We start from the raw sequence: 21,616 nt of genomic DNA, 5'->3' as shown, positions 1-21,616 counted from the left end.
TCGCTCCCGTCTGCTGAACACTTTCATGATGACGGCTGCCGAGCGTGCGCGTGGTCGGTTCATGCGTGCGCCGGACGGGCATGACGCGACGCCGGCTGCTGATCCCGCGCCGGCCGATCCGACGCCCGACGCGTCGCCTGCCGATCCCGCACCGGCAACCGATCCGGCACCGGCTGATCCCGCGCCCGACGCGACGATCCTGGGCGGCGACGCGCCCGCGACCGATCCCGCCGAGCCGGAAGCTCCTGCCGAGCCCGCCGGCGCGCCCGAGGCATACGACCTGAAGGCGCCCGAGGGCATGACGCTCGACACCGACGCGCTGGCGATCGCCGAGCCGGTGCTGCGCGACCTCAACCTGACCAACGAGCAGGCGCAGAAGCTGACCGATGCTTACGGCCAGATCCTGCCCAAGCTCGCCGAGCGCTATCAGGCACAGCAGACGACGCAGATCACCGAGCAGCGCGCCGCGTGGGCCGCAGAGGCCAAGGCGGACCCGGAGATCGGCGGTGCCAACTGGGACGCGTCGATCGCAGCGTCGGCCAAGGCACTCGACCGGCTCGGTGCGCCCGCTGGCTCCCCCTTCCGCGCGCTGCTGAACGACAGCGGGCTCGGCAATCACCCCGAGATGATCCGCATGTTCGCGAAGATCGGCAAGTCGATCGGCGAGGACGCGGATTTCGTCTCGTCCAGCGCGCGTCAGCCGCAGTCGCGCGAAGAGAAATATTACGGTTCGCGCTCGGCGTAGCGACGACAAACGGAGGAAACGACTATGGCAGTTCTCGGCGTTGCCGTCCCCACGCTGGTGGACGTGCTTGGTAACCTCAACCCGGACGGGTCGCAGGCGGATATCGCGGAGGTCCTGAACAAGACCAACCCGATCTTGGCGGACATGCCCTTCTACGAGAGCAATCTGCCGACCGGTCACAGCGTGACGATACGCTCGACGCTCCCGCAGCCCAACTACCGCGCGCTGAACGAGGGCGTGCCGCTCACCAAGTCGACCGCGACGCAGTTCGACGAGCCGTGCGCGCAGCTCGAGGACTTCAGCCAGGTCGATCGCAAGCTCGCGATGCTGTCGGGCAACGTCGACGCCTATCGCCTCAAGGAGGCCCGCCCGCACATGGAGGGCATGAACCAGCAGATGACGAAGTCGCTGGTCTACGGCAACACGCTCGCCAACCAGAAGGAGTTCACCGGCTTCATGCCGCGGTACAACTCCAAGTCGGGCGTCACCGGCGGTCAGGTGATCGACGCGGGCGGCACCGGCTCCAACCTGCGCTCGATCCTGCTCGTCGGCTGGGGCGAGGGCAAGGTCTACGGCATCTATCCCAAGGGCACGATGGGCGGGCTTCAGCACGAGGACGCCACCAGCCCGAGCGGCACGCAGATCCCCGGCACGCCCGCGGCGATGGTGCTGCGCGACGCGAGCGGCAACCCGTACATGGGCTACATGGACCACTGGGAGTGGAACACCGGCCTGGTCGTCGAGGACTGGCGCTACGTGGTCCGCATCGCGAATATCGACGTCTCGGCGCTGACCGTGAACCACGCGACCGGCGCGTACCTCCAGGACCTGATGATCCAGGCGGTCGAGACGATCCAGGACACCGCGGGCGTCAACCCCAAGTTCTACATGCCGCGCATCATCCGCCAGTTCTTCCGGCGCCAGCTCAACGACACGAAGAACACCTTCCTGTCGATGGAAGACAGCGCCGGCCAGAAGGTCATGGCGTTCGGCGAGGTCGAGGTGAAACGCCTCGACGCGATGAACGTCGCCGAAGCCCGCGTCATCTGACGCCTCGAAACGGAAAGGATACAGGTATGATCACCGACGCACAGACCCGTTTCGCGCAGGCCCAGGCGGTCACGGCCGCGGCGACGACCATCACGCAGAACGTGTACGACACGCTCGTCGCGAACCGCAACATCGGGCGCGGCGAGCCGCTGCGCCTCGTCGTGAGCGCGGACACCGACTTCGTGGGCGGCACCGACGTCAAGTTCACCTACGAGCAGTCGCCCAACCCGGACGGCTCGGGCTCGACGGTGCTGGCGACCAGCCCCACGACCGTGGCGGCGAACGCCAAGGCCGGCGTGCCGCTGTGGGATATTCACATCCCGCAGAACACCCAGCGCTACGTGTTCCTGCGCGTGACGTCGACCGGCACGTTCACCGCCGGCGCGTTCTCGGCGAGCATCGTGCACGACTCGCCGTACCCGAACAACGCGCCGGCCAACACCGGCTACTGAGGAGGATCACGATGGCGAAGGTCAAGGTACGGCTCACCGAGGAGTCGTTCATCAACGGGTGCTTGCGCCCGATCGGCTACGAGGTCGAGGTCGACGAGGCGGAGCTCGGCGCCAAGGTCGGCGCGAAGGCGGAACCGGCGGTCGATGCACCCAAGGAGCCGGTCGAGCTCACGCCCAATCTGGTCAAGGTCGGCAAGGGAGGCGGTGATGAACCGATCGCATACGAGGTCGCCGCCATCGCTCCGACCGGTCCGAGCCCGACGGCGCCCCAGGCGCTGCCGCCTGCCACGACCCAGACCACCGGCGCTTTCGTGGCACCGGCGGAGAACGACGCCGACAGCGCGAGCGTGGCGGTGGTGCCGCAGGGTGGCGAGGCGCCCGCGCCCGCCGCGAAGCGCCACAAGTAACGGATAGCGGGGGCTCCGGTCCCCGCGCCCTCATCGAAGGGGTGAGAGATGGCGCAGAACAACGGACGGCTTCCGGCATATCAGCCGATCGACGAAACCGGTGCCATCATCGGCGGCTCGTTCACCCCCGCCGGCTATCGCCAGGTCACCGCCACATCGTCCGTGTTCACGCTGCCGTCGCCGCCCGCGGGTGTGCGGCGCACCGTCATCCAGGCCGAGGCGCAGGCGCTGCGCTGGCGTGACGACGGCAACGACCCGAGCGCGACCGTTGGCATGCTGATCCCCTCGGGCGGCGAACTGCGCTATGATGGCGCCTCGCCCGCCGCGCTGAAGCTGATCGCTGCCGCGGCCGGCGCAATCGCGAACGTGAGCTATTATGCCTGAGACGGCGCCCGGCATTGGCGTAGGCGAAATTCAGGCGCTGATCGACAAGTCGATGCCGCGCCCGTCGACGGTCACGCCGTCATCTGAGGCCGTGGCTGGCTCGGCGGGCAGCAACACCGCCAAGTACGCGCAGGAAGGGCACCAGCACCCGCGCCTGACCAGCACCACGCTGGCAACGCTGGGCGCAGACGCCACCGCGATCGTCACGTTCACGCGCTCGTTCAAGAACAAGCCCGGCGTAGTGATGACCGAGATCGACGCGAACACCAGCCAGCCGCTCGTTATGGTGGTGCAGTCGTTCGTACTGACCGACGGCGCGTACACCGGCTGCGTGGTGAAGGGCTACCGCTCGCAGCCGCTGCCGTCGCAGTCACAACTGAGCGTCGCCTCGCTGCTCTCGGGCGTCATCACGACACTGAACGCGATGGCCTCATCCCTGACCGGGTTCAACGTTTTCGGCGGGACCGCAGCGGGCGCTGCTGTGTCCGTGATCGCCATTGCCAGGAGCGACGTCTGATGGCCGACTACACGACCCCGTTCAACGGTACCGAGCGCATCGTCGGCATGCAGAGTGGGCAGCGTGTGGATTTCTCGGCTGCTGATTTGGCGGCTTACTTCGGTGCAGCAGGTGTCACGGCACCTGATCCTGCGGCACGCGCGGCGGTCGCTCTGCCGACGCTATACACTGCTGTTGGCAATAGCATTGCGAGCGGCACGACCGAAGCAACAAAGGTCGGCTGGACTAGCTACATCCCTTGTATTGAACCTGGGTTGCAAATGATACGTCGCGAGGCGGCAAACTGGGCGTTCGCCAATCCGGGTTACACCATCCAGCAGATGATCAACGCTGATTTCCACACGTCAGCAGCGGCGTCGGCGGCTCATGTTGTTATCTTCGGTAATCTTTGTGCCAACGATTTTCCAACGGCGTCAAATTATCTTGTGATCTACAATAAGATACTTATCTTACTTGCGCCCTCAGTTGCCGCGCGCAAACGAATTGTTATCATCGCCGACACCCCGCGTGGTAACGGGACAACTCAAGGCAATGCCGAAAACCGGCAGTATCAGGCGCAAATTAACTTGATGCTGTCTAAGTTGTGCGCTGACAATGGCTATGCTTTCGTCGACGCCCATACGGCAGCAGTGGAACGCGCGACGGGGAATTACGACGCCACCTGCACCCCCGACTATGTGCATCCAAGCGAGGCTTATCACTGGTACATCGCATCGCTTGTAGCAGCAGCGATTAAGCCGCCTACTTCAACCCGTCGCTTGCTTATGCCGACCGGCGGGGTGCTGACCACCAACCCGCTGCTCCAGAACCCGACGAACAATCTGGCGTCGGGCTGGACGCTCAATGCTGCGACCGGCTTCACCCGTGACAATCCCGGCCCGCTCATCAGGGGGCAGAGTCAGGGCATCACCTCGACTGGCGCGAACAGCCAGATCTACCGCACCGATGGCGGCGTCCAAGCCGGAAAGCTGCTGCGCGCGAGCGCCGTGGTGGAGGTGCTGGCGGGCCAACCGGTCCAATCCATCGGCTTGTACATGAAGCTGTACATGAGTGGCAGCAGGCAGCAGGACGCCAGCTTCGGCTCGGGCAACAGCAGCCTTGCCGCCGCGACCCCGCGCTTTTCGATGGCACCAGGCATCTACTGGCTGCCGGTGGAGATGATGACCGAGGACGCAGGGTCGTCGCAGCTCACGGTCGCCTTCCAAGGCGACAGCTTGGTCGTGCATCACGCGGCGCAGTATCACCCGGCGTGACCATCACCCCCACGTCTCAGGTGTAGGAGAGCAGAGATGAGCGGTATTGCCTCAGCCTGATTCAACCCGCTCCGCCATGCCCGTACCCCCGCGGGCATGGCGGACCAGATCAGCATCTGCAACCAGGCGCTCGCCGAGATCGTCGCGGAGCCGATCGAGTCGCTGAACGAGGAATCGCTGGGCGCGCGCGAATGCGGCCGCTACTACGAGCAGAGCCTGCGTTCGATGCTGGAGGCGCACCCTTGGGGGTTCGCGACGCGCCGCGCCACGTTGCCAATCTCGATCAACGATCGCCCGGCTGAATGGGCCGCAGCCTATGCGCTGCCGATCGACGTCGCCAAGCCGCTCAAGGTCATGTCCGCCGCGACGATCACCGGGCTGGGCGCAACCATCGGCTGGTGGCTCGACGACGATTTGCCCGGCGTCACCTACGCGATCGAGAACAACCTGATCTACGCGCAGTCGACCGACGCCGTGCTGGCCTACACGACGACCGACGTGAACGCCGCGACCTTCCCCGCGCGCTTCGTTGACGCGTTTGCGTTCGAGCTCGCCAGCCGCATCGTCATGCCGATCAAGAAAAGCCGCGAGATGAAGGGCGATCTGATCAAGCAGGCCGAGGCGGCGAAACAGCGCGCGATGGCGGACGATCTGAACCGCCAGCCCGCGAACGACATGTGGATCAACCGCGTGCAGGCCGTGCGCGATGGCGGCGACTTCTACGGCATGGGCTGGGCGCGCTGATGGCATTCCGCGCGGCGCTCCCGAACTTCAGCAAGGGCGAGCTGGGGCCCGAGCTGGTCGCGCGCACCGATGTCGCGTCGTACCAGGCGGGGGTACGGCGCGGGCGCAACGTGTTCGTGCGCAAGTACGGCGGGCTGTCGAAGCGGATGGGCACGCGGTTCGTGTCGGAGGTGCTGGACGCCAGCAAGCCGGTGCGGCTGATCCCGTTCCAGTTCTCGATCGAGCAGGCCTATGCGCTGGAGATGGGGCAGGGGTACATGCGCCCGGCCGCGAATGGCGGCATGCTGCTTGAGCAGGCGCTGACGATCACCAGCATCGACCGCGGGCAGACGACGACGGTGCGTTCGGCGTTCCACGGCTATGCGGTCGGTGACATCGCCTATTTCCGCGACGTGGCGGGGATGGTCGAGATCAACGGGCGATCGGGCAAGGTGGTCGCGGTGCCGGACAGCGGCACGGTGGTGGTCGACATAGACAGCCGCGGGTTTCAACCGTTCACCGGCGACGCCGGCGGAGTGACCAACACCGCGCCGCCAGCGCCGACGCCGACACCTCCGCCGGTCAATCCGCCCACACCAACACCGACGCCACCCTCGACCGGTGGCGGCGGTGGGGGGGGCGGTGGGGTCCGCAACCCGAACTACGTGCTGCCATGAGCATGGCCCGCTTCTACCGCGTCGGCTCGCCCTACAACGGCGTCGAGCTGGACGAGGTCGATTACGAGCAGTCGGCCGACACGATGTACCTGGCGCACCTCGACCACGCGCCGACCAAGCTGCTGCGCTACGGGCACACCGATTGGCGGTTCGTCGGCATCACGTTCGGCCCGACGATCAGCGCGCCGACCGGCGTCACCGCCTCCGCCACCACGCCGAACACCGACGACGAGAACGACGGCGCCGCATTCTTTCCGCAGCCGGCGACCTACGCCGTCACCGCGCTGAACGAGGCGACCGGGCAGGAAAGCCGCGCATCGGACGGCTCGACCGTGTCGAACGACCTGACGCTGAAGCGCAACTACAACTCGCTCACTTGGGCGGCTGTGGAGGGCGCGACCGCGTACCAGGTGTACCGCGCCGACAACCAGCTCAACTACGGCTACGTCGGCACGACGCGCGGCACCAGCTTTACCGACGACAACATCGGCCCGGACCTGACGCGCGGCCCGCCGCAGGGCAGCAACCCGTTCGCCGCGGCGGGCGACTGGCCGTCGACGGTAGCGTTCTTCGAGCAGCGACTGATGTGGGCGCGCACGCGCAACGCGCCGAACGCGGTGTTCGGGTCGAAATCGGGGCAGGCCAACTACGAGAACCACGACGCGGCGTCACCGCTGAAGGACAGCGACGCGTTGTCGCTCGCGATCGTGTCCGGCCGGGTCAATGCAGTGAACCAGCTCGTGTCGCTGTCGTCGCTGCTGGCGCTGACCACCGACGCGATCTTCAACATCTCGGGCTCGGGCAGCGACGCGCTGACGCCGACCCAGATCAACGCACGTCGGCAGATCGGGCGCGGATCGTCGCGTCTCAACCCGCTGATCGTCGACAACGTGGTGTTCTACCGCCCGAGCACCGGCAATGCGGTGCGCGCGCTCAACTACTCGTTCGAGGCGGACGGCTTCAAGTCGGACGACGTGTCGATCTTCTCGCCGCACTTCTTCGACGGGTTCACGATCAAGTCGTGGGCCTACGCGCAGGAGCCGAATTCGCTGATCTGGGCGGTGCGCAACGACGGCAAACTGCTGTGCTTCACCTGGGAGCAGGAGCAGCAGGTCTGGGGCTGGACGCTGTGCGAGACGGACGGCGAGGTCGATAGCGTGTGTTCGATCTCGGAAAACGGCGAGGATCGGCTGTACCTGACGGTCTGGCGCATGATCGGGGGCGTGCGGAAGCTCTACATCGAGCGCATGGCGTCCGCACGCTGGGCGACGATCGGGGAGGCGTGCTTCGTCGACAGCGGCAAGACCTACCAGTTCGACGAGCCGACCACGCTGATCCTGGGGCTGGAACACCTGGAAGGCCGCACGGTGATCGCGCTGGTTGACGGGTCGGTGATCGAGAACATGGTCGTGCAGGGCGGGCGGCTGACGCTGCCGACGCCGGGGCTGCTGGTGACGATCGGGCTGCCGTACACGGCGCTGATCGAGACGCTGCCGCTGTCGATCGGCGCGGACGGCACGAACATCGGCAAGAAGCAGCACGTCGGCGAGATCGTGATCCGGTGCGTCGACACGCGCGGTGTGCTGGCGGGCGCGAACGAGAAGAACCTGTTCGAGATCAAGCCGCGCGGCAACGAGAGCTACGGCTCTCCGAACCGGCTGATGAACGGCGACTACACGCTCGACAGCGCGCCGGTCGCGGCGGAGCAGTCCGTGGCGGTGCTGAAGATGCCGTACCCGCTGCCCGCGACGATCACCGGCATCCTGCTCGACCCAACCGTTACGGGATGAGGCTGGTCCCCGCGTCGCGCGCGCACGTCGGGCCGATCGCTGTCAGGATGCGGGCGCACGACCGCGCCGAGTGCGCGGCATTCGGTTGCGATCCGAAGACAGCGCTGCGACGGTCGCTGGCGGCGTCGTCGATTGCCGTCACCGCTCTGATCGACGGCAGGCCCGAGGCGATGATGGGCATGGAAGTGAGGTCGGCGGTGGAGGGGCTGGGCGCGCCGTGGATGCTCGCGACCGACGAGGCGTACCGGCATGGCCGCGACATGCTGCGCCTTGGCTCGCCGCTGCTGGACCACCTCGCTGATTCAATGCGCCGGCTAGTGGGCGTAGTCGGAGCCGATAACGCCCGCGCCATCCGCGTCTTGCGACGGTGGGGCTTCACGGTCGAGGGCGGCACGATGATCGGCGGTATGGCGTTTCTGCGATTCGAGATGGAGCGCTAGGATGTGCGGCCCGCCCGCTCTGGCGCTCGCTGCCGCTGGCCTCGCTGCTGCCGGCACGATGGCGTCCGGCATCTCGGAAGCGAACGGGCTGCGCTACCAGGCCAAGGTCGCCGATCGCAACGCCACGCTGGAGAACCAGCAGACGCTCGACGCGATCCAGCGCGGGCGCACCGAGCGCGTACAGCTCGACCGACGCTATTCTGCGTTGCAGGGTCAGCAGCAAGCGGCGATGGCGGCGAACGGGATCGACCTGGGGTTCGGGTCCGCGGCGGATGTGGTGCGCGACACCACCATGCTGCGGAACGAGGACGCGCTGGCGCTCTACAAGAACCAGGACACCGAGATCCGCGGGCACGACATCAACGCCAGCAATTACGTTGGCGAGGGGCGGGCGAAGCGGTCCGCCGCGAAGGGCGCGATCGTGTCGGCCGCGTTCAGCGCTGGGTCGACGCTGCTGGGCGGGGCGCAGCAGTATACGAAGCTGAAGAACCCGAAGCAGTACGGCAGCAACTAAGGGACGCGCTTACTCAGCACGGCTGCAATCGCCTGACGCTTAACCTGCTCGCGCTGCTCGGGTGTCAGGCTGGGCTCTGTCGCAGCACAAGCCCCCATCGCGCCCTCTGCGATGATATCCGCCGCCTCGTTGTTTCGGGACCACTTCTGCGCAGTCGAGATGACGCAGGTCTGCCAGTCCTGAGCCGCGACGGCGAGAACAAGGGCGAGCAGCATTAGCGATCATCCATGTGAGCGAGCTTTCCTTCTTGGAATGCTTCATAGTGGGTAGCGGCTAATCCGGCGAAAACCAGCGCGAAGGCGAAGCAGCCAGCCGCGAAGCTCCAACCCTTGGCACGCAGGCAGTTGATGGTGGCATACAGGAGCAGCGCTGTTGCTAGAGCGCTAATTCCGAAACACATCAGGCTGACTGCCGACGCCATCGCACCCCTGATTCAACGCCCCACCTGCCGCCCATAATACGGCACCATGCCGAGAGTGCCAGTCCCCGCCGGAAACCTGGTCGAGCAGCGCCCCACGACCGACGCCAAGTTCCGGGCAGCGAACGACGGCGGTGGTGTTCTGGGCGGCCTGGGTGAAGGTCTTCAGCGCGCTGGCAACTTGCTCGCAAACTTCGCCGACGCGCAGGACCGCCTCGACCAGCAATTCGACGAGGCGGCGACCAAGCAACAACTGACCGCCTACGCGACGTTCCGGTCGCAGATGCTGTCTACCGGCGAGAACGCTTTCCTGACCACGCAGGGGCAGAACGCGCTCACCGCGCGCCCTCTGACCGAGAAGGCGCTCGACGACAAGATCGCGGAGCTGCGCGGCGGGCTCAAGTCGCCGCGCGCGCAGCAGATGTTCGCGCAATCGGTCGGACTGGAGCGGATGCGTGACGGGGAGGCGATCGCGTCGCACTCGGTCCGCCAGCTCGGCGCGTGGCACGACGCGACCGACTCGGCGTTGCAGGCGACCGCCGGGCAGGACTTTATTGGAGCGACCCTGCGTGGCGACGCAGACGCGGCCGACTTCGCGCGCGGCACGCTGACCAACTCGCTGCGGGCGCAGTACGCGCGCAACGGACTGACCGGCGAGCCGGAGACGCTGGCGCTGAATAAGGCGATGTCGGCGCTGCATAGCTCGGTGATCGACGCGAAGAGCCAGGCAGACCCCGTTGCGGCTGCGGCGTATCTCGACGCCCACGCCGCTGAGCTTCTGCCGACCGATCGCACGAAGCTGGCAGACAGCCTGTATGGTCCCCTCGTCGAGCGGTCCGGCATCGCCGTCGTCGATAGCTTTGCCGAACACCTGTCGATGGAAGCGCCACCACTGGTCGTGCCGGCGGGCGGTGGCGCGCTGCTCCCGCGCATGATCGCGATCACGTTGTCGACTGAGAGCGGAAACCGCGATTACGTGAACGGCAAGATTGTCACCTCGCCGAAGGGCGCGCAGGGCGCGATGCAGACGATGCCGGGCACGCAGCGCGATCCGGGGTTCGGCATCAGGCCCGCGCAGGACGGCAGCGTCGCCGAGAAGAACCGAGTCGGCCGCGACTATCTGGCCGTGATGACCAAACGCTATGACGGCGACGCGGCGAAAGCCTGGGCGGCGTACAATGCCGGGCCTGGGCGAGTCGACGCGGCGCTGAAGCACGGTGACGCGTGGCTCGCGCACATGCCCGCCGAAACGCAGGGCTACGTCCGCAAGAACATGGCGATGCTGGGTGGCAACGACACGCCGACCTATTCGCCGCGACGCGACGACCTCGCGGGTATCTACGCGTACATCCAGGCGCAGAACCTACCGTTCGACGTCGAGAAGGCAGCGCTGGCAGAGGCGGACCGGCGCGTCGCGCGCAACGACCGCTTGCTGAACCGCCAGCAGGACGACGCGAAGGATGCGGCCTATGGCGTGATCGACCGGATGGGCGACGGTTTCACGTCGATTAACCAGCTGCCCCCGTCGATCCGCCGCGGCTTGTCGCCGGAAGCGCTGCACTCGCTACGCGCGACCGCCGAGCAGAACGCACGGCCGAAGGCGGTGGAGGCGAATGGCGGTGCGATCGTCAACCTCCACCAGCTCGCTAATCTCGACCCGGACGCGTTCAAGAAGCGCGACCTGCGACTGGATCGCCCGAATATGACGGCCAGCGAATACGATCAGATCGCGACGCTGCAATCGCAGATGCTGGCGAAGGTCGACTCGCCCGCGCAGGTTTCGCACTCGCGCATCTGGAGTACGATCTCGCGCTTCGCGGCGGACGTCGGGCTCGACCTGAGCACGAAGGGCGGAAAGCCGAGCAAGCCCGAGGACCGCGCCGATTCGATGCGGCTGTTCTCGATCATGCAGGGGACCTTGCAGACGATCACCGAGGGCAAGCGCGCGCCGACCGACGACGAGATCAAGAAGGCGTTCGACAATGCCGTGATGCCGGTCGTCCGCGAGCGCTCCGGGTGGTTCGGCAGTTCGAGCGAGACGGTGCCGCGTTTCCGTGATGCCAGCAAGCCGACGAACAGCGTGGCGGTGCCGAGCGCCGCGGCGGATCGCATCCGCGCCGGCCTGCGCGCGCGCGGGCTGCCGTCCGACGACCAATCCGTGGCCCGGTTCTACATTCAGGCGAAGCGTTGATGGATGAGTTCGACGATGCGTTTCGGCGCCTAGACCAGACGCGCGCGCTCACTGCGCTGACCATCGACCGCCCTGCGCCGGACGCAGCCGGCCGCGCCAATGCGATTGCGCGGCAGACCGGCGTTCCAGCCGAAACCGCCGACCGCAACCTGCCGAGCCTGGAGCAGCAGGTGCAGATCGCCCGGGCGCGCCGGGCGATGGAGCGGGAGCCGACGGTCGCAGCCTGGGCGAGCAACCCGCGCCACGCAGCGGTCGGCGCCGACGATATGGACGCGCTCGCCAAGAACGCGGCATATTGGCGGCGGGTGAGCGACGGCCAGTCGCTGCGCAGTCAGGAAGCGCCCGACGGCACGCTGTGGAACAGCGTCACCGGCATCGGCACCTCGCTCTATGAAGGCGTGCGAACGGCGGGCGCGCAGATTCGCGGCGTGCTCGACGACTGGCTGCCCGGCATCTCGGCACCGTCCGCGCCGGGTACTCCCACGCTCGGCAACTACGGCGCGATCAACGACCGGCGCCTGCGCGCCCAGTCGGCAGCGCGCGTCGACGCCGCCACGCCGCAGTTCAAGTCGAAGTTCGCGTCGGGTCTCTACGGTGGGGTGTCGTCGCTCGCGCAGACCGCGCCATCCATCCTCGTCGGCATGGCGACTGGCAGCCCCGCGGCTGGCCTCGCCGTGGCCGGATTGCAGCAGGGCGTGCCGGCGTACAACAAGTACCGCGATCGTGGCGGCACGCGCGGTCAGGCGCTGGCAGGCGGCGCGCTGGAGGGCGGAATTGAAGTCGCGACCGAGAAGCTGCCAATGGAGTTTCTGGTCAAGCGGCTGGGCAAGCTGGGCGCAGGCGACTTTCTTTCGGGCTTCCTGGGACGGGAGCTTCCGGGCGAGCTCGTCGCCACGGTTACGCAGAACGCGGTCGATACCGCGATCGCCAACCCGGACAAGACGTGGGGCGAGTATCTCGCCGAGCAGCCCGACGCGCTGGTGCAGACTGCGATCGGCACTCTGGTTGCTGGTGGGTTCTTTTCTGGCGTCAACGCTGCCGCCAATCGGTACGGTGGGCGTGCTGTGGAAGGTGCGCGCGCAGCAGAGGCAGGCGACGCACTCAATGCGGCGATGGACGGCGCGGCGCAGAGCAAGGTGCGCATACGCGATCCCGAGGCGTTCAAGCAGTTCGTCGCCGCGCACACCGACGGCAGCGCGATCGAGAACGTGTTCATTCCGGCCGAGAAGGTGGCATCGTATTTCCAGTCGCAGGACATTGATCATCGCGACGACGAGTTCTGGGGCGGGTACGCCGACCAGATCGACGAAGCGCTGGCGACGGGCGGCGACGTCGTAATCCCGACCGCGGACGCCGCGGCCTATCTCGCGGGCACGCCGGCGTGGGACGCGCTGAAGGGCGACGCGCGCACCTCACCGGGCGGCATGTCGCTGGCCGAGGCGCAGAGCCTGGAGGGCAGCCGTGCCGAAGCCATGGAGCAGATGGGCGCGCAGGTCGCCGAGCAGATGGCGCAGCAGCAGGGGGCGGATGCGCCGCGCCAGCGCATCTATCAGGACATTCGCGACAAGCTGACCAATGCCGGCTACCTGCAGGACGCCGCGCACCTGAATGCTGAGCTGGTGGCAGCGCGCTATGCCACGCGCGCGGAACGGCTCGGGCTCGGATTGGTCGGCGATGAGACGTCGCAGATCGAGGTCAACTCGGTGCTGCCCGCCAACCTCGCGCCGATCGTCGCGAAAGACGCCGGCGACGTCGCGTTGCAGAGCGTTATCAACGTCATGCGGCGCGGTCTTGGTGCAAAGTCTGACCGTCAGCTATTCGGCGACAGCTTGGTCGAGTGGATCGCGAAGAACGGCGGGATCGAGGACAAGGGTGGCGATCTGGCGTCGATGGGCGCGGCGGACTGGCACCGCGGCAAGCCCGGTCGACGCAAGCTGATCCGCCCGCACGCCGATGCCGGGCAGGGCTCGATGCTGGGCGGCACCGGGCAGCAGAACGCGAACACGCCGGACGAGCTCGCGTACCGCGCGATGGAGGCTGGCTATTTCCCGGCGGGCGCGCGACCGGACATCGGCGACCTGATGGCGGCGATCGACGCGGAGCTGCGCGGCTCGCCGGTGTACGCGCAATATGCCGGCGGGTTGACGGAAGGCGATCACTCGCGCGCCGCGGCCGATGAGTTGTCGCAGATCCTGGAGCAGCGCGGCGTTGATCCGGCGACCGCGACCGATGCCGAGATCAAGGAGACGCTGAACCAGTTTCGGCAGGAGCAGGCTGAAGGGTATCAGCAGACCTTCGGCAGCGGTCCGCGCGGCCAGATCAGCTTCCAGGCAGACGGCCGATCGGTCATCGATCTGTTCCAGTCGCGCAATCTCTCCACCTTCGTGCACGAGATGGGGCACCAGTGGCTGGAGGAGCTGCGGCAGGACGCAAGCAACCCGGATGCACCGGACAGCCTGAAAGCCGACTGGCAGGCGGTGCAGGACTGGTTCACCGACAACGGTCATTCGCTTGCCGACGGCGCGATCCCGGTAGATGCGCACGAGCTGTGGGCGCGCGGGGTCGAACGCTTCGTGATGGAGGGCAAGTCGCCGTCGTCGCTGCTCCGCCGTGTGTTTGATGCATTCCGCGGATGGATGCTCAACATCTATCAGGTGGTCGAGAACCTGCGCGCGCCGATCACGCCCGAAATCCGCGACGTTATGCAGCGGCTGGTCGCGACCGATGCCGAGATCGCCGACGCGCGCGAACGCGAGTCGCTGTCGGCGCTGTTCACCGACGCGGCGCAGGCGGGCATGACGGAAGCGGAGTTCGCCGCCTACAGCCAGGTCGCGTCCGACGCGCGCAACGAGGCGCACGACGCGCTGCTCTACCGCACGATGGAGACGATCCGCCGTCAGCGCACGAAGGCGTGGAAAGATGAAGAGGCGGGCGTCCGCTCCGACATCACCGCGCGCGTCGCCGCCCGGCCCGAGTTCCGCGCGCTTCACCTGCTGCGCACCGGCCGGATGCTCGACGATCTCGACGCGCCCGCGCTCAAGGTCCGACTCGACAAGCAGTGGCTGATCGACACCTATGGCGAGGGCGTGCTGGCATCGCTGCCGAAGAGCGTCCCGCCAATCTACGCCGAGACGAACACCACCGCCGCGGACGACATCGCCGAGATGGTCGGCTTCCCGACCGGCGACCAGATGATTCGCACGCTAATCACCATGCAGGAGCGCACCGCGACGCTGCGTGCGGCGGGCGACAAGCGGTCGTTGCGCCAGGCGCTGATCGACGAAGAGACGGCAGCCGAGATGCGCGACCGTCACGGCGATCCGCTCAACGATGGCTCGATCGAGCAGGAAGCGCTCGCGGCCGTCCATAACGAGCGGCAGGGTGAGGTCATCGCGGCCGAACTGCGGTCGCTCGGCCGACGCGCGGGCAACCAGCCGACGCCGTACCAGCTGGCGAAGGATTGGGCGCGGACGAAGATTGCCGAGAGCACAGTGCAGGATGCGGCGAGCGGGTCGGCCATGCAGCGCTACGCGCGCGCCGCGGCGAAGGCGGGGAAGGCTGCCGAGGCGGCAATGCTAAAGGGCGACATCGACGAGGCGTACCGCCAGAAGCAGGCGCAGATGCTGAACAACGCGCTGATCGCGGAAGCCGGGCGGATGCGCGATGCGGTCGCGTCCGCGCGAGACCGGCTGGCGTCCTACGCGCGGCGCCGCACGATTAAGTCGATGGATCAGGACTATCTCGAGCACATCCACGACCTGCTCGAACAGGTCGAGTTCAAGCCGCGCACGCAGAAGTCGCTCGACCGGCAGCAGTCGTTCGCGGAGTGGGCCGCGGCGCGCGAGGCAGAAGGGCATGACGTGGTCGTGCCGGCATCGTTCGGGCAGTCGCTGGGCACGACGCACTGGTCGCGGCTGACGGTCGAGAAGCTGCTGGGGCTCGACGACACAGTGCAGCAGATCGCGCACCTCGGGCGGCTCAAGCAGCGGCTGATCGACGGCGCTGAAGAGCGCGCGCACGAGGAAGTCGTCGGCGAGGCGTTGGCTGGCATCGAGGCGCTACCGCAGCGCGAGCCGGTGAAGTTCGACCCAACCTGGACCGACCGCATCAAAGCGGGGATCGAGGGGGCCGATGCGGGGCTGCTCAAGATGGAGACGATCGTCGATTGGCTCGACGGCGGGAATAGCAACGGCGTGTTCAATCGCATGGCGTTCCGCCCGATCGCGGAAGCGCAGGCGCGCGAGCAGGACATGACGGCCGATTATTTCGCGCGCGTCCGCCAGGCGATGGAGGCGGTGCCGAAGGTCGAGCGGTGGATGGAACGCGTCACCGTGCCCGAGCTCTACGACCGCGAAACCGGCGAGCAGTTGACGGTCACGCGCCAGCGGTTGGTCGCGATGGCGCTCAACATGGGCAACGAGGGCAATATCCAGCGCCTGACCGACGGCTACGGCTGGAACCGCGACGCCGTGATGACGGTGCTGAACCGCGAGCTGACCTCGGACGACTGGCGGTTCGTGCAGACGATCTGGGATACGATCGACACGCTGTGGCCGCAGATCGCGGCGATGGAGCGGCGGGTGAACGGCGTGGAGCCGGACAAGGTCGAGGCGGTGTCTGTCGAGACCTCGGCGGGCACGCTGCGCGGCGGGTACTACCCGGCGATCTACGACACCGCGCGCGACCTGCGCGCCGAGCGGAACGCCGGCGCCGGCGCGGACCTGCTTGACGCGGCGTACACCCGCGCGACCACGCGCGCGTCGGCCACCAAGGATCGCATGGAGAAGGTGAAGCGCCCGATCCTGCTCGACGTCGGCGTCATCAATCGGCACCTGGGCGAGGTCATCCACGACATCACGCACCGCGAAGCGATCATCAACGCGCACCAGTTCCTGTTCGACAGCCGGGTGCAGAAGGCGATCAACGACACGCTGGGCCCAGCCATCCGCAAGCAGATGCGCCCGTGGCTGAAGCACGTCGCGAACCAGTGGGCAGCCGAGCGTGCGGGCAACGAGGGCATCGGGCGGTTCATGGGCAAGCTGCGCGCGAACACCACCGCCGTCGGCATGGGGTTTCGCCTGTCCACCATCATCACCCAGGCCGCGGGCTATGCGAACAGCCAAGAGGTGATCGGGGGCAAGTGGATGGCGCAGGCGATCGCGCAGGCGGGGCAGCATCCGATCGACAGCTTCCGGTTCGTCATGGAGCGGTCGGGCGAGGTGCGGCACCGCATGGACACGCTCGACCGCGACATCGGCGCGCTGATGCGCAGCCTCGACGTCAACCCGCTGGAGAAGGGGCTCGGCGCGACGCGCGACGCCATGCGGTTCATGTACCACGGCATCGGCTATGCCGACCGGGTCGTCGTGGTGCCGACCTGGATCGCGGCCTACAACAAGGCGCTGGCGGGCGGGGCTGAAGAAGGAGACGCGATCTACGAAGCGGACAAGGCAGTCCGCCAGTCGCAGGGCTCGGGCGGCGCGAAGGATTTGGCGGCGATCCAGCGCGGCACGGGAACATGGGGCGAGGCGCTGAAGCTGTCGACGATGTTCTACAGCTATTTCTCCGCGCTCTATCAGCGACAGCGCAACCTCGGGCGTGATGCGCTCGGCAGCAGCGGAAAGCCGCGCGACATGCCGGCGTTGCTGTCGCGCGCGCTGTGGCTGGTGGTGATCCCGCCGGTGCTGTCGCAGTTGCTGGTCGGCAAGGGGCCGGGCGACGATGAGGACTGGGGCGTCTGGTCGTTCAAGCAGATGCTGTTCAACGCGCTGGCGCCTATCCCGTTCGTGCGCGATCTGGTGCAGCCGCTCTGGGACAAGGCCGCGGGCAACAAGTCGTTCGGATATCAGCTCTCGCCAGTGCAGCGCGCGGGCGAGACGATGGTGAACGTCGCGGGCGACACCGGCCGTATCGCGCGCGGCGAGGATACCAAGCGCGCGACCCGCGACGCGCTGGAGGCGACAGGTTACGCGACCGGGTTGGTGCCGGGGCAGCTCGCGACTGCCACGCAGTTCCTGGTCGACGTCGGCTACGGTGAGCAGGACCCGGAAGGGGTGATGGAATGGTATCGCGGGCTGACGACCGGCAAGACGGAGCCGCGCAAATAGCGGCCTGATTCAAGCTCCACCGCTCGCCCGATAACGCTGCTGTCTCGAAGGAGATCGCGGCCCATGACGGTTGAGACGACCAGCACCTACGCCGGTCCTTACACGACGGATGGTGCAGCGGTCGCGTTCCCGTTTGGCTTCAAGGCGCTGTCGCTCGGCGAGGTGCGGGTCGAGATCGGCGGGCAGGTGGTCGACCCGTCGCTCTACGGTGTGACGCTGGCGGCGCAGGGCGGCGCGGTCACGTTCTACGCTCCTCCGCCGGCCGGTCGCACGCTCTACGTCGTTTCCGACCCGACGTTCAAGCAGGGCATCGCGTTCTCGAACCAGTCGGCTTTCCTGCCGAACAGCCACAACGAGGCCAACGACCGCGGGGCGATCCGCGACCAGGTGCTGGCGGAAGGGTTGGGGCGTGCGATCCAGTTGCCGCTCGGCGAAAGCGCGCCGGTGCTGCCCCCCGCTGCCGAGCGCGCGGGCGGCAACAAGATCATCGCACCCGACCCCCTGACCGGCGCGATCACGGTGCTGGACGGCAGCGCGTTCAAGGGCAACCCAGGCGGCAACACGATGGCGATCGGACTGTTCGCAATCGCGGCGACGCTGCTGATCCCGCTCGGCACCGACCTGGTGCAGACGAGTGGGTACAGCAAGAACGGCGTGGGCAAGGCGCGCTACGTCGCCGACCCGACCGTCACCACCAACACGCGCTCGACGTTCGTGTCGGCGAACGGGCGCGGCTTTCGGCTGGGTGAAGTGGCGGTCGACGTCACGATGCTGGGCGCGCTCGGCGACAATGTTCAGGACGATCGTCCGCCGATCCAGGCTGCGATCGACTTCAAGGAGTTGCAGGGCGGGGGCGAAGTCTGGTTCCCTGACGGCACCTTCAAGGTCAGCCTGACGAACCGACCCGACATGTTCCAGCTGTTCGCGCTCACGCAGCCGGGCGGGATCAGCCTGGTCGGCCAGGGGCGTACGCGCAGCATCATCCGGTTGCAGGACGACGATCCGATCGCGGGCGCCGGCGCGGCGATCCGCATCATCGCCACGCCGCCCGGCAATCACAATGGGCTCGGCTGCTACACCTTGGGCGTCGACGGCAATCTGCCGAACCAGCCGAAGCTCGCAAACTCTCCCGGCAATGGTGGCAACATCGTCTACGGGCTGTTCGAGGGCATCCCCAACAACGTCGTCATCGACAATTGCGCGAGCTACAACGCCTACGGGCAAGGCATCCAGGTCGCGGGCTATGCCGACTACGATGCGATCAACGGCGCCTACCCGAACGTCGCGGTGAACGTCCGCATCACCAACAACGACGTCTATCGCTGCTCGTTCATCGGCATCCAGGTGGCGCATTTTAAGAGCCTGCACGTCGTCCTGAACAAGGTCGCGCTGACCGGCGACAATGCGATCGATCTCTACGGCTTCAACAACAACTTCGCGGCACCGGGCATCACCTCGGGTCGCGGCACGATCATGTTGAACCAAGTCGACCGGGCGGGTGGCGCTGGCGTCTTCCCCGAGACGGTGAGCGACCTCGATGTGTCGTACAACCAGCTCGAGGGCTGCATCAACGGCGTGCAGGCGAACTGCATCGCCGGCACGATGCAGGGCGTCAAGGTCTCCAACAACACCGCCACCAATTGCCAGAACGGGTTCGCGCATACCGGAGCGCACACCACCCGCTGGGTCGGCAACAAGGCGCGTGGCTTCACCTACGGCGGGTTCGTGCTCGGCACCGTGAGCGGTGAGGCGAGCTATGCCAGCTACGACGGGTTCGAATTCAAGCCCTCGTCTCACCTGATCCCGCTCGTCGTCGTGCCCGACGGCGTGATCGGCGCCAATTTCAACGATCCCGGCATCTGCCACTTCATCGTGCAGGCGGACACCGCCAACCCGACGCCGCGCGTGCTCTGGTTCTTCAGCACGACGGCCACGCTGTTCGGGACGCGCAAGCCGATCTTCGGATCCGGCACTGAGGACACACCGAACGCGCGGCTACGCAACGCGGTGGTCGACGGGCGCTTCGAATATTCCAACCCGCTGCTGGTCTTCGCGGACAACGCGTCGGCGGTCGCAGCGCTCGGTCCAGGTCGCGAATATAAGCGCGATCCCGATGGCCCGAAGTACGAAACCTTCTGACGGGACCTGAGATGGCAGACGCACCCAAAGGCATCAACGTTCGCATCGCCGAGTACGTCCGCGATGGCGGCGCAGAGGTGAACCACCTGGCGCTTGGCTACCAGCAGGCCGGACGGTTCGGCGGGGCAGATCCGTCGTGGACCGAGGCGCAGCGCAACGCTTTCGACGCCGGCGCGGAGGGTCGACGCGAGGATAACGCGATGGTGAAGGCGCGCGCGCCGATGCCTGCTTCGGATGAGGCGAATGGGTAACGTGACGGCCATCGACGACGCGCTGCACCCGCGCATGGCCGGGTCGACAGAAGGCATGACGCTTCAGGTGCTCGCCCAAATTCGCGACAGCCTGAGCGCGATGAGCCGCGACGTGCGATCGGCAAACGAGGCGACTGCTGACGTTCGTGAGCGTGTGATCCGCCTGGAGGAACGCGACAAGCGCCTGACGCAGGTGGAGGCATCCGTGGCGGTGCTCGATACCCGCGTCGACGTCCTGCTGAAGGACAAGGACCGCCGCGATGGCGCGGTCGGCATGCTTGGCGTCCTGCGCGTCTGGGGTCCGGTCGTGTTCAGCGCGCTGGCCGCGCTGTGGCTATTCGGCCGCTCGCTCGGGATCACGCCGGCGCCGCCTGCTGCGCCTGCGCGCGTGGAGGCAACGATTCAGCACGACGAACGCAGCATCGAGGGCACCGTTGGAGGGAAGCCATGACCGTCAACCAGATCATCGACGCCACGATCGGCAAGGAGGGCGGCTACAGCAACCACCCGGCCGACAAGGGCGGGCCGACCCGCTGGGGTGTCACCGAGCAGGTTGCACGCGCTTACGGTTATGCTGGCGATATGCGTGTCCTGCCTCGCGCCACGGCGTTCGACATTTACCTGAAGCGCTACTGGACCGAGCCGCGGTTCGCGGACGTGGCGGCGGTCTACCCCGAACTCGGGCCCGAGATGTTCGACACCGGCGTCAACATGGGCACGTCGATCCCGGGTGCGTTTCTGCAACGCGCGCTCAACCTGCTGAACCGCGGCGCGACGGACTATCCTGACATCGCGGCCGACGGACGGATCGGCACCATGACAATCGCGGCGCTCAAGAAGTTCGCGGCCGTGCGCGGCGCGGCTGGCGGCAAGGTGCTGCTGAAGACGATCGACGGTTTCCAGCTCGGTCGATACGCCGACATCACCGAGGCGCGGCCGGCGAACGAGGCGTTCTTCTACGGCTGGGTAGCGAACCGGGTGGGGATCGAGGCGTGACCGGCCCCGGCTGGCCGGATGCGCGCGGCTGGGTCGGCGTCGGAAGCTTCGTGCTGACGGTGGTGGTGCTCGGTATGCTCGCCTTCGTCCCGGAGCTGCGGAAGGACGAGTTCTTTAAGACGATCGCCACGCTGATCATCGGCACCGGCTTCGTCAACGGCGTGGTCAACTGGGCTTACGGTGCCACCAAAGGCGGGGGCGACCTCGCCGATAACAACGCCGCCATCATTCGCAAGCAGGCGGAGAATAGCCCGCCTATCGAGAAGGACGCTACACGATGAACATCGGCAAGCTGCTCGGCAAGGTCGCGAAGGCGGCGAAGAACAACCCGGAGATCGCGCTCGCGGTGGTCGGTCTGGCCGCGCCGGGGCTGGTGCGGAAGGTGACGCCGGTGATCATGGCGGCGTCGCCAAAGCAGCCCAAAGCGTGAACAAACAGGAGTAGCCCGGACATAACCCGGACACGTCTGCTGAACACCCAAGTCGACTGCTTGTAAGTTGTTGATTTCTGGCGCACCCGACAGGATTCGAACCTGTGGCCTCTGCCTTCGGAGGGCAGCGCT

General features: G+C 67.0%; 22 protein-coding genes. 20 read left to right on the top strand and 2 right to left on the bottom strand.

Going from position 1 to position 21,616, the window contains the following annotated elements; translation table 11 throughout:
- The first annotated feature begins 61 nt into the window (after positions 1 to 61).
- The 12 genes from ACFDS6_RS10180 (at position 62) to ACFDS6_RS10125 (ending at position 8,952) form a co-directional block, all read left to right on the top strand.
- A complete protein-coding gene (locus tag ACFDS6_RS10180; RefSeq protein WP_375272053.1) occupies positions 62 to 745 on the top strand; it encodes a hypothetical protein in 684 nt (227 codons plus the stop codon).
- A gap of 24 nt (positions 746 to 769) precedes the next feature.
- The gene (locus ACFDS6_RS10175) at positions 770 to 1,795 is read left to right on the top strand and encodes a major capsid protein (protein WP_375272052.1); all 1,026 of its coding nucleotides are present in this window, start codon (positions 770 to 772) and stop codon (positions 1,793 to 1,795) included.
- 26 nt (positions 1,796 to 1,821) lie between these two features.
- Positions 1,822 to 2,247, top strand: coding sequence for a Bbp16 family capsid cement protein (locus tag ACFDS6_RS10170; RefSeq protein WP_375272051.1), 426 nt, complete (start codon positions 1,822 to 1,824; stop codon positions 2,245 to 2,247).
- An 11-nt stretch (positions 2,248 to 2,258) separates the two neighbouring features.
- The gene (locus tag ACFDS6_RS10165) at positions 2,259 to 2,654 is read left to right on the top strand and encodes a hypothetical protein (protein ID WP_375272050.1); all 396 of its coding nucleotides are present in this window, start codon (positions 2,259 to 2,261) and stop codon (positions 2,652 to 2,654) included.
- A 48-nt stretch (positions 2,655 to 2,702) separates the two neighbouring features.
- Positions 2,703 to 3,038 (top strand): hypothetical protein, encoded by a 336-nt coding sequence (locus ACFDS6_RS10160; RefSeq protein WP_375272049.1) that lies wholly within the window; start codon positions 2,703 to 2,705, stop codon positions 3,036 to 3,038.
- Positions 3,031 to 3,555, top strand: coding sequence for a hypothetical protein (locus ACFDS6_RS10155; RefSeq protein ID WP_375272048.1), 525 nt, complete (start codon positions 3,031 to 3,033; stop codon positions 3,553 to 3,555). Before ACFDS6_RS10160 ends, ACFDS6_RS10155 begins: the two co-directional genes overlap by 8 nt.
- Positions 3,555 to 4,808, top strand: a complete 1,254-nt coding sequence (locus ACFDS6_RS10150; protein ID WP_375272047.1) for an SGNH/GDSL hydrolase family protein — start codon at positions 3,555 to 3,557, stop codon at positions 4,806 to 4,808. Before ACFDS6_RS10155 ends, ACFDS6_RS10150 begins: the two co-directional genes overlap by 1 nt.
- A 96-nt stretch (positions 4,809 to 4,904) precedes the next feature.
- Positions 4,905 to 5,552, top strand: coding sequence for a hypothetical protein (locus ACFDS6_RS10145; protein WP_375272046.1), 648 nt, complete (start codon positions 4,905 to 4,907; stop codon positions 5,550 to 5,552).
- Positions 5,552 to 6,208, top strand: coding sequence for a hypothetical protein (locus tag ACFDS6_RS10140; protein ID WP_375272045.1), 657 nt, complete (start codon positions 5,552 to 5,554; stop codon positions 6,206 to 6,208). Before ACFDS6_RS10145 ends, ACFDS6_RS10140 begins: the two co-directional genes overlap by 1 nt.
- Positions 6,205 to 7,998 (top strand): hypothetical protein, encoded by a 1,794-nt coding sequence (locus tag ACFDS6_RS10135; protein ID WP_375272044.1) that lies wholly within the window; start codon positions 6,205 to 6,207, stop codon positions 7,996 to 7,998. The genes ACFDS6_RS10140 and ACFDS6_RS10135 overlap by 4 nt, the downstream gene beginning before the upstream one ends.
- A complete protein-coding gene (locus ACFDS6_RS10130) occupies positions 7,995 to 8,438 on the top strand; it encodes a hypothetical protein (protein ID WP_375272043.1) in 444 nt (147 codons plus the stop codon). The genes ACFDS6_RS10135 and ACFDS6_RS10130 overlap by 4 nt, the downstream gene beginning before the upstream one ends.
- 1 nt (position 8,439) lies before the next feature.
- Positions 8,440 to 8,952, top strand: coding sequence for a hypothetical protein (locus ACFDS6_RS10125; protein WP_375272042.1), 513 nt, complete (start codon positions 8,440 to 8,442; stop codon positions 8,950 to 8,952).
- On the opposite strand, the gene ACFDS6_RS10120 is transcribed toward ACFDS6_RS10125, so the two are convergent.
- Positions 8,949 to 9,167 carry a hypothetical protein gene (locus ACFDS6_RS10120; RefSeq protein WP_375272041.1) on the bottom strand — a complete coding sequence of 73 codons (219 nt, stop codon included), beginning with the start codon at positions 9,165 to 9,167 and terminating at the stop codon, positions 8,949 to 8,951. The two genes, ACFDS6_RS10125 and ACFDS6_RS10120, sit on opposite strands and share 4 nt — an antisense overlap.
- Positions 9,167 to 9,373, bottom strand: a complete 207-nt coding sequence (locus ACFDS6_RS10115) for a hypothetical protein (RefSeq protein ID WP_375272040.1) — start codon at positions 9,371 to 9,373, stop codon at positions 9,167 to 9,169. The genes ACFDS6_RS10120 and ACFDS6_RS10115 overlap by 1 nt, the downstream gene beginning before the upstream one ends.
- Positions 9,374 to 9,419: 46 nt before the next feature.
- On the opposite strand from ACFDS6_RS10115, the gene ACFDS6_RS10110 reads away from it, so the two are divergent.
- From ACFDS6_RS10110 to ACFDS6_RS10075, 8 genes are all read left to right on the top strand, one after another.
- Entirely contained in the window at positions 9,420 to 11,561 is a 2,142-nt protein-coding gene (locus tag ACFDS6_RS10110; protein WP_375272039.1) for a transglycosylase SLT domain-containing protein, read from the top strand.
- Complete coding sequence (locus ACFDS6_RS10105) at positions 11,561 to 17,668, top strand: acetyltransferase (protein ID WP_375272038.1); 6,108 nt, start codon at positions 11,561 to 11,563, stop codon at positions 17,666 to 17,668. Before ACFDS6_RS10110 ends, ACFDS6_RS10105 begins: the two co-directional genes overlap by 1 nt.
- 63 nt (positions 17,669 to 17,731) lie before the next feature.
- Positions 17,732 to 19,807 (top strand): glycosyl hydrolase family 28-related protein, encoded by a 2,076-nt coding sequence (locus ACFDS6_RS10100; protein WP_375272037.1) that lies wholly within the window; start codon positions 17,732 to 17,734, stop codon positions 19,805 to 19,807.
- An 11-nt stretch (positions 19,808 to 19,818) separates the two neighbouring features.
- Positions 19,819 to 20,058: a hypothetical protein gene (locus tag ACFDS6_RS10095; RefSeq protein WP_375272036.1), complete on the top strand. Its 240-nt coding sequence runs from the start codon at positions 19,819 to 19,821 to the stop codon at positions 20,056 to 20,058.
- On the top strand, positions 20,051 to 20,509 hold the full coding sequence (locus ACFDS6_RS10090) for a hypothetical protein (RefSeq protein ID WP_375272035.1): 459 nt from the start codon (positions 20,051 to 20,053) through the stop codon (positions 20,507 to 20,509). Before ACFDS6_RS10095 ends, ACFDS6_RS10090 begins: the two co-directional genes overlap by 8 nt.
- Positions 20,506 to 21,054 (top strand): glycoside hydrolase family 108 protein, encoded by a 549-nt coding sequence (locus tag ACFDS6_RS10085; protein WP_375272034.1) that lies wholly within the window; start codon positions 20,506 to 20,508, stop codon positions 21,052 to 21,054. The genes ACFDS6_RS10090 and ACFDS6_RS10085 overlap by 4 nt, the downstream gene beginning before the upstream one ends.
- On the top strand, positions 21,051 to 21,335 hold the full coding sequence (locus ACFDS6_RS10080; protein ID WP_375272033.1) for a hypothetical protein: 285 nt from the start codon (positions 21,051 to 21,053) through the stop codon (positions 21,333 to 21,335). Before ACFDS6_RS10085 ends, ACFDS6_RS10080 begins: the two co-directional genes overlap by 4 nt.
- Positions 21,332 to 21,484 carry a hypothetical protein gene (locus ACFDS6_RS10075; protein ID WP_375272032.1) on the top strand — a complete coding sequence of 51 codons (153 nt, stop codon included), beginning with the start codon at positions 21,332 to 21,334 and terminating at the stop codon, positions 21,482 to 21,484. The genes ACFDS6_RS10080 and ACFDS6_RS10075 overlap by 4 nt, the downstream gene beginning before the upstream one ends.
- The last annotated feature ends 132 nt before the right edge of the window (positions 21,485 to 21,616 follow it).

It is taken from the genome of Sphingomonas sp., from assembly GCF_042095875.1.
Lineage (GTDB): Bacteria > Pseudomonadota > Alphaproteobacteria > Sphingomonadales > Sphingomonadaceae > Sphingomonas.
The sequence above is the reverse complement of the archived record's forward strand: the minus strand, read 5'-3'. Positions and strand labels throughout refer to the sequence as shown.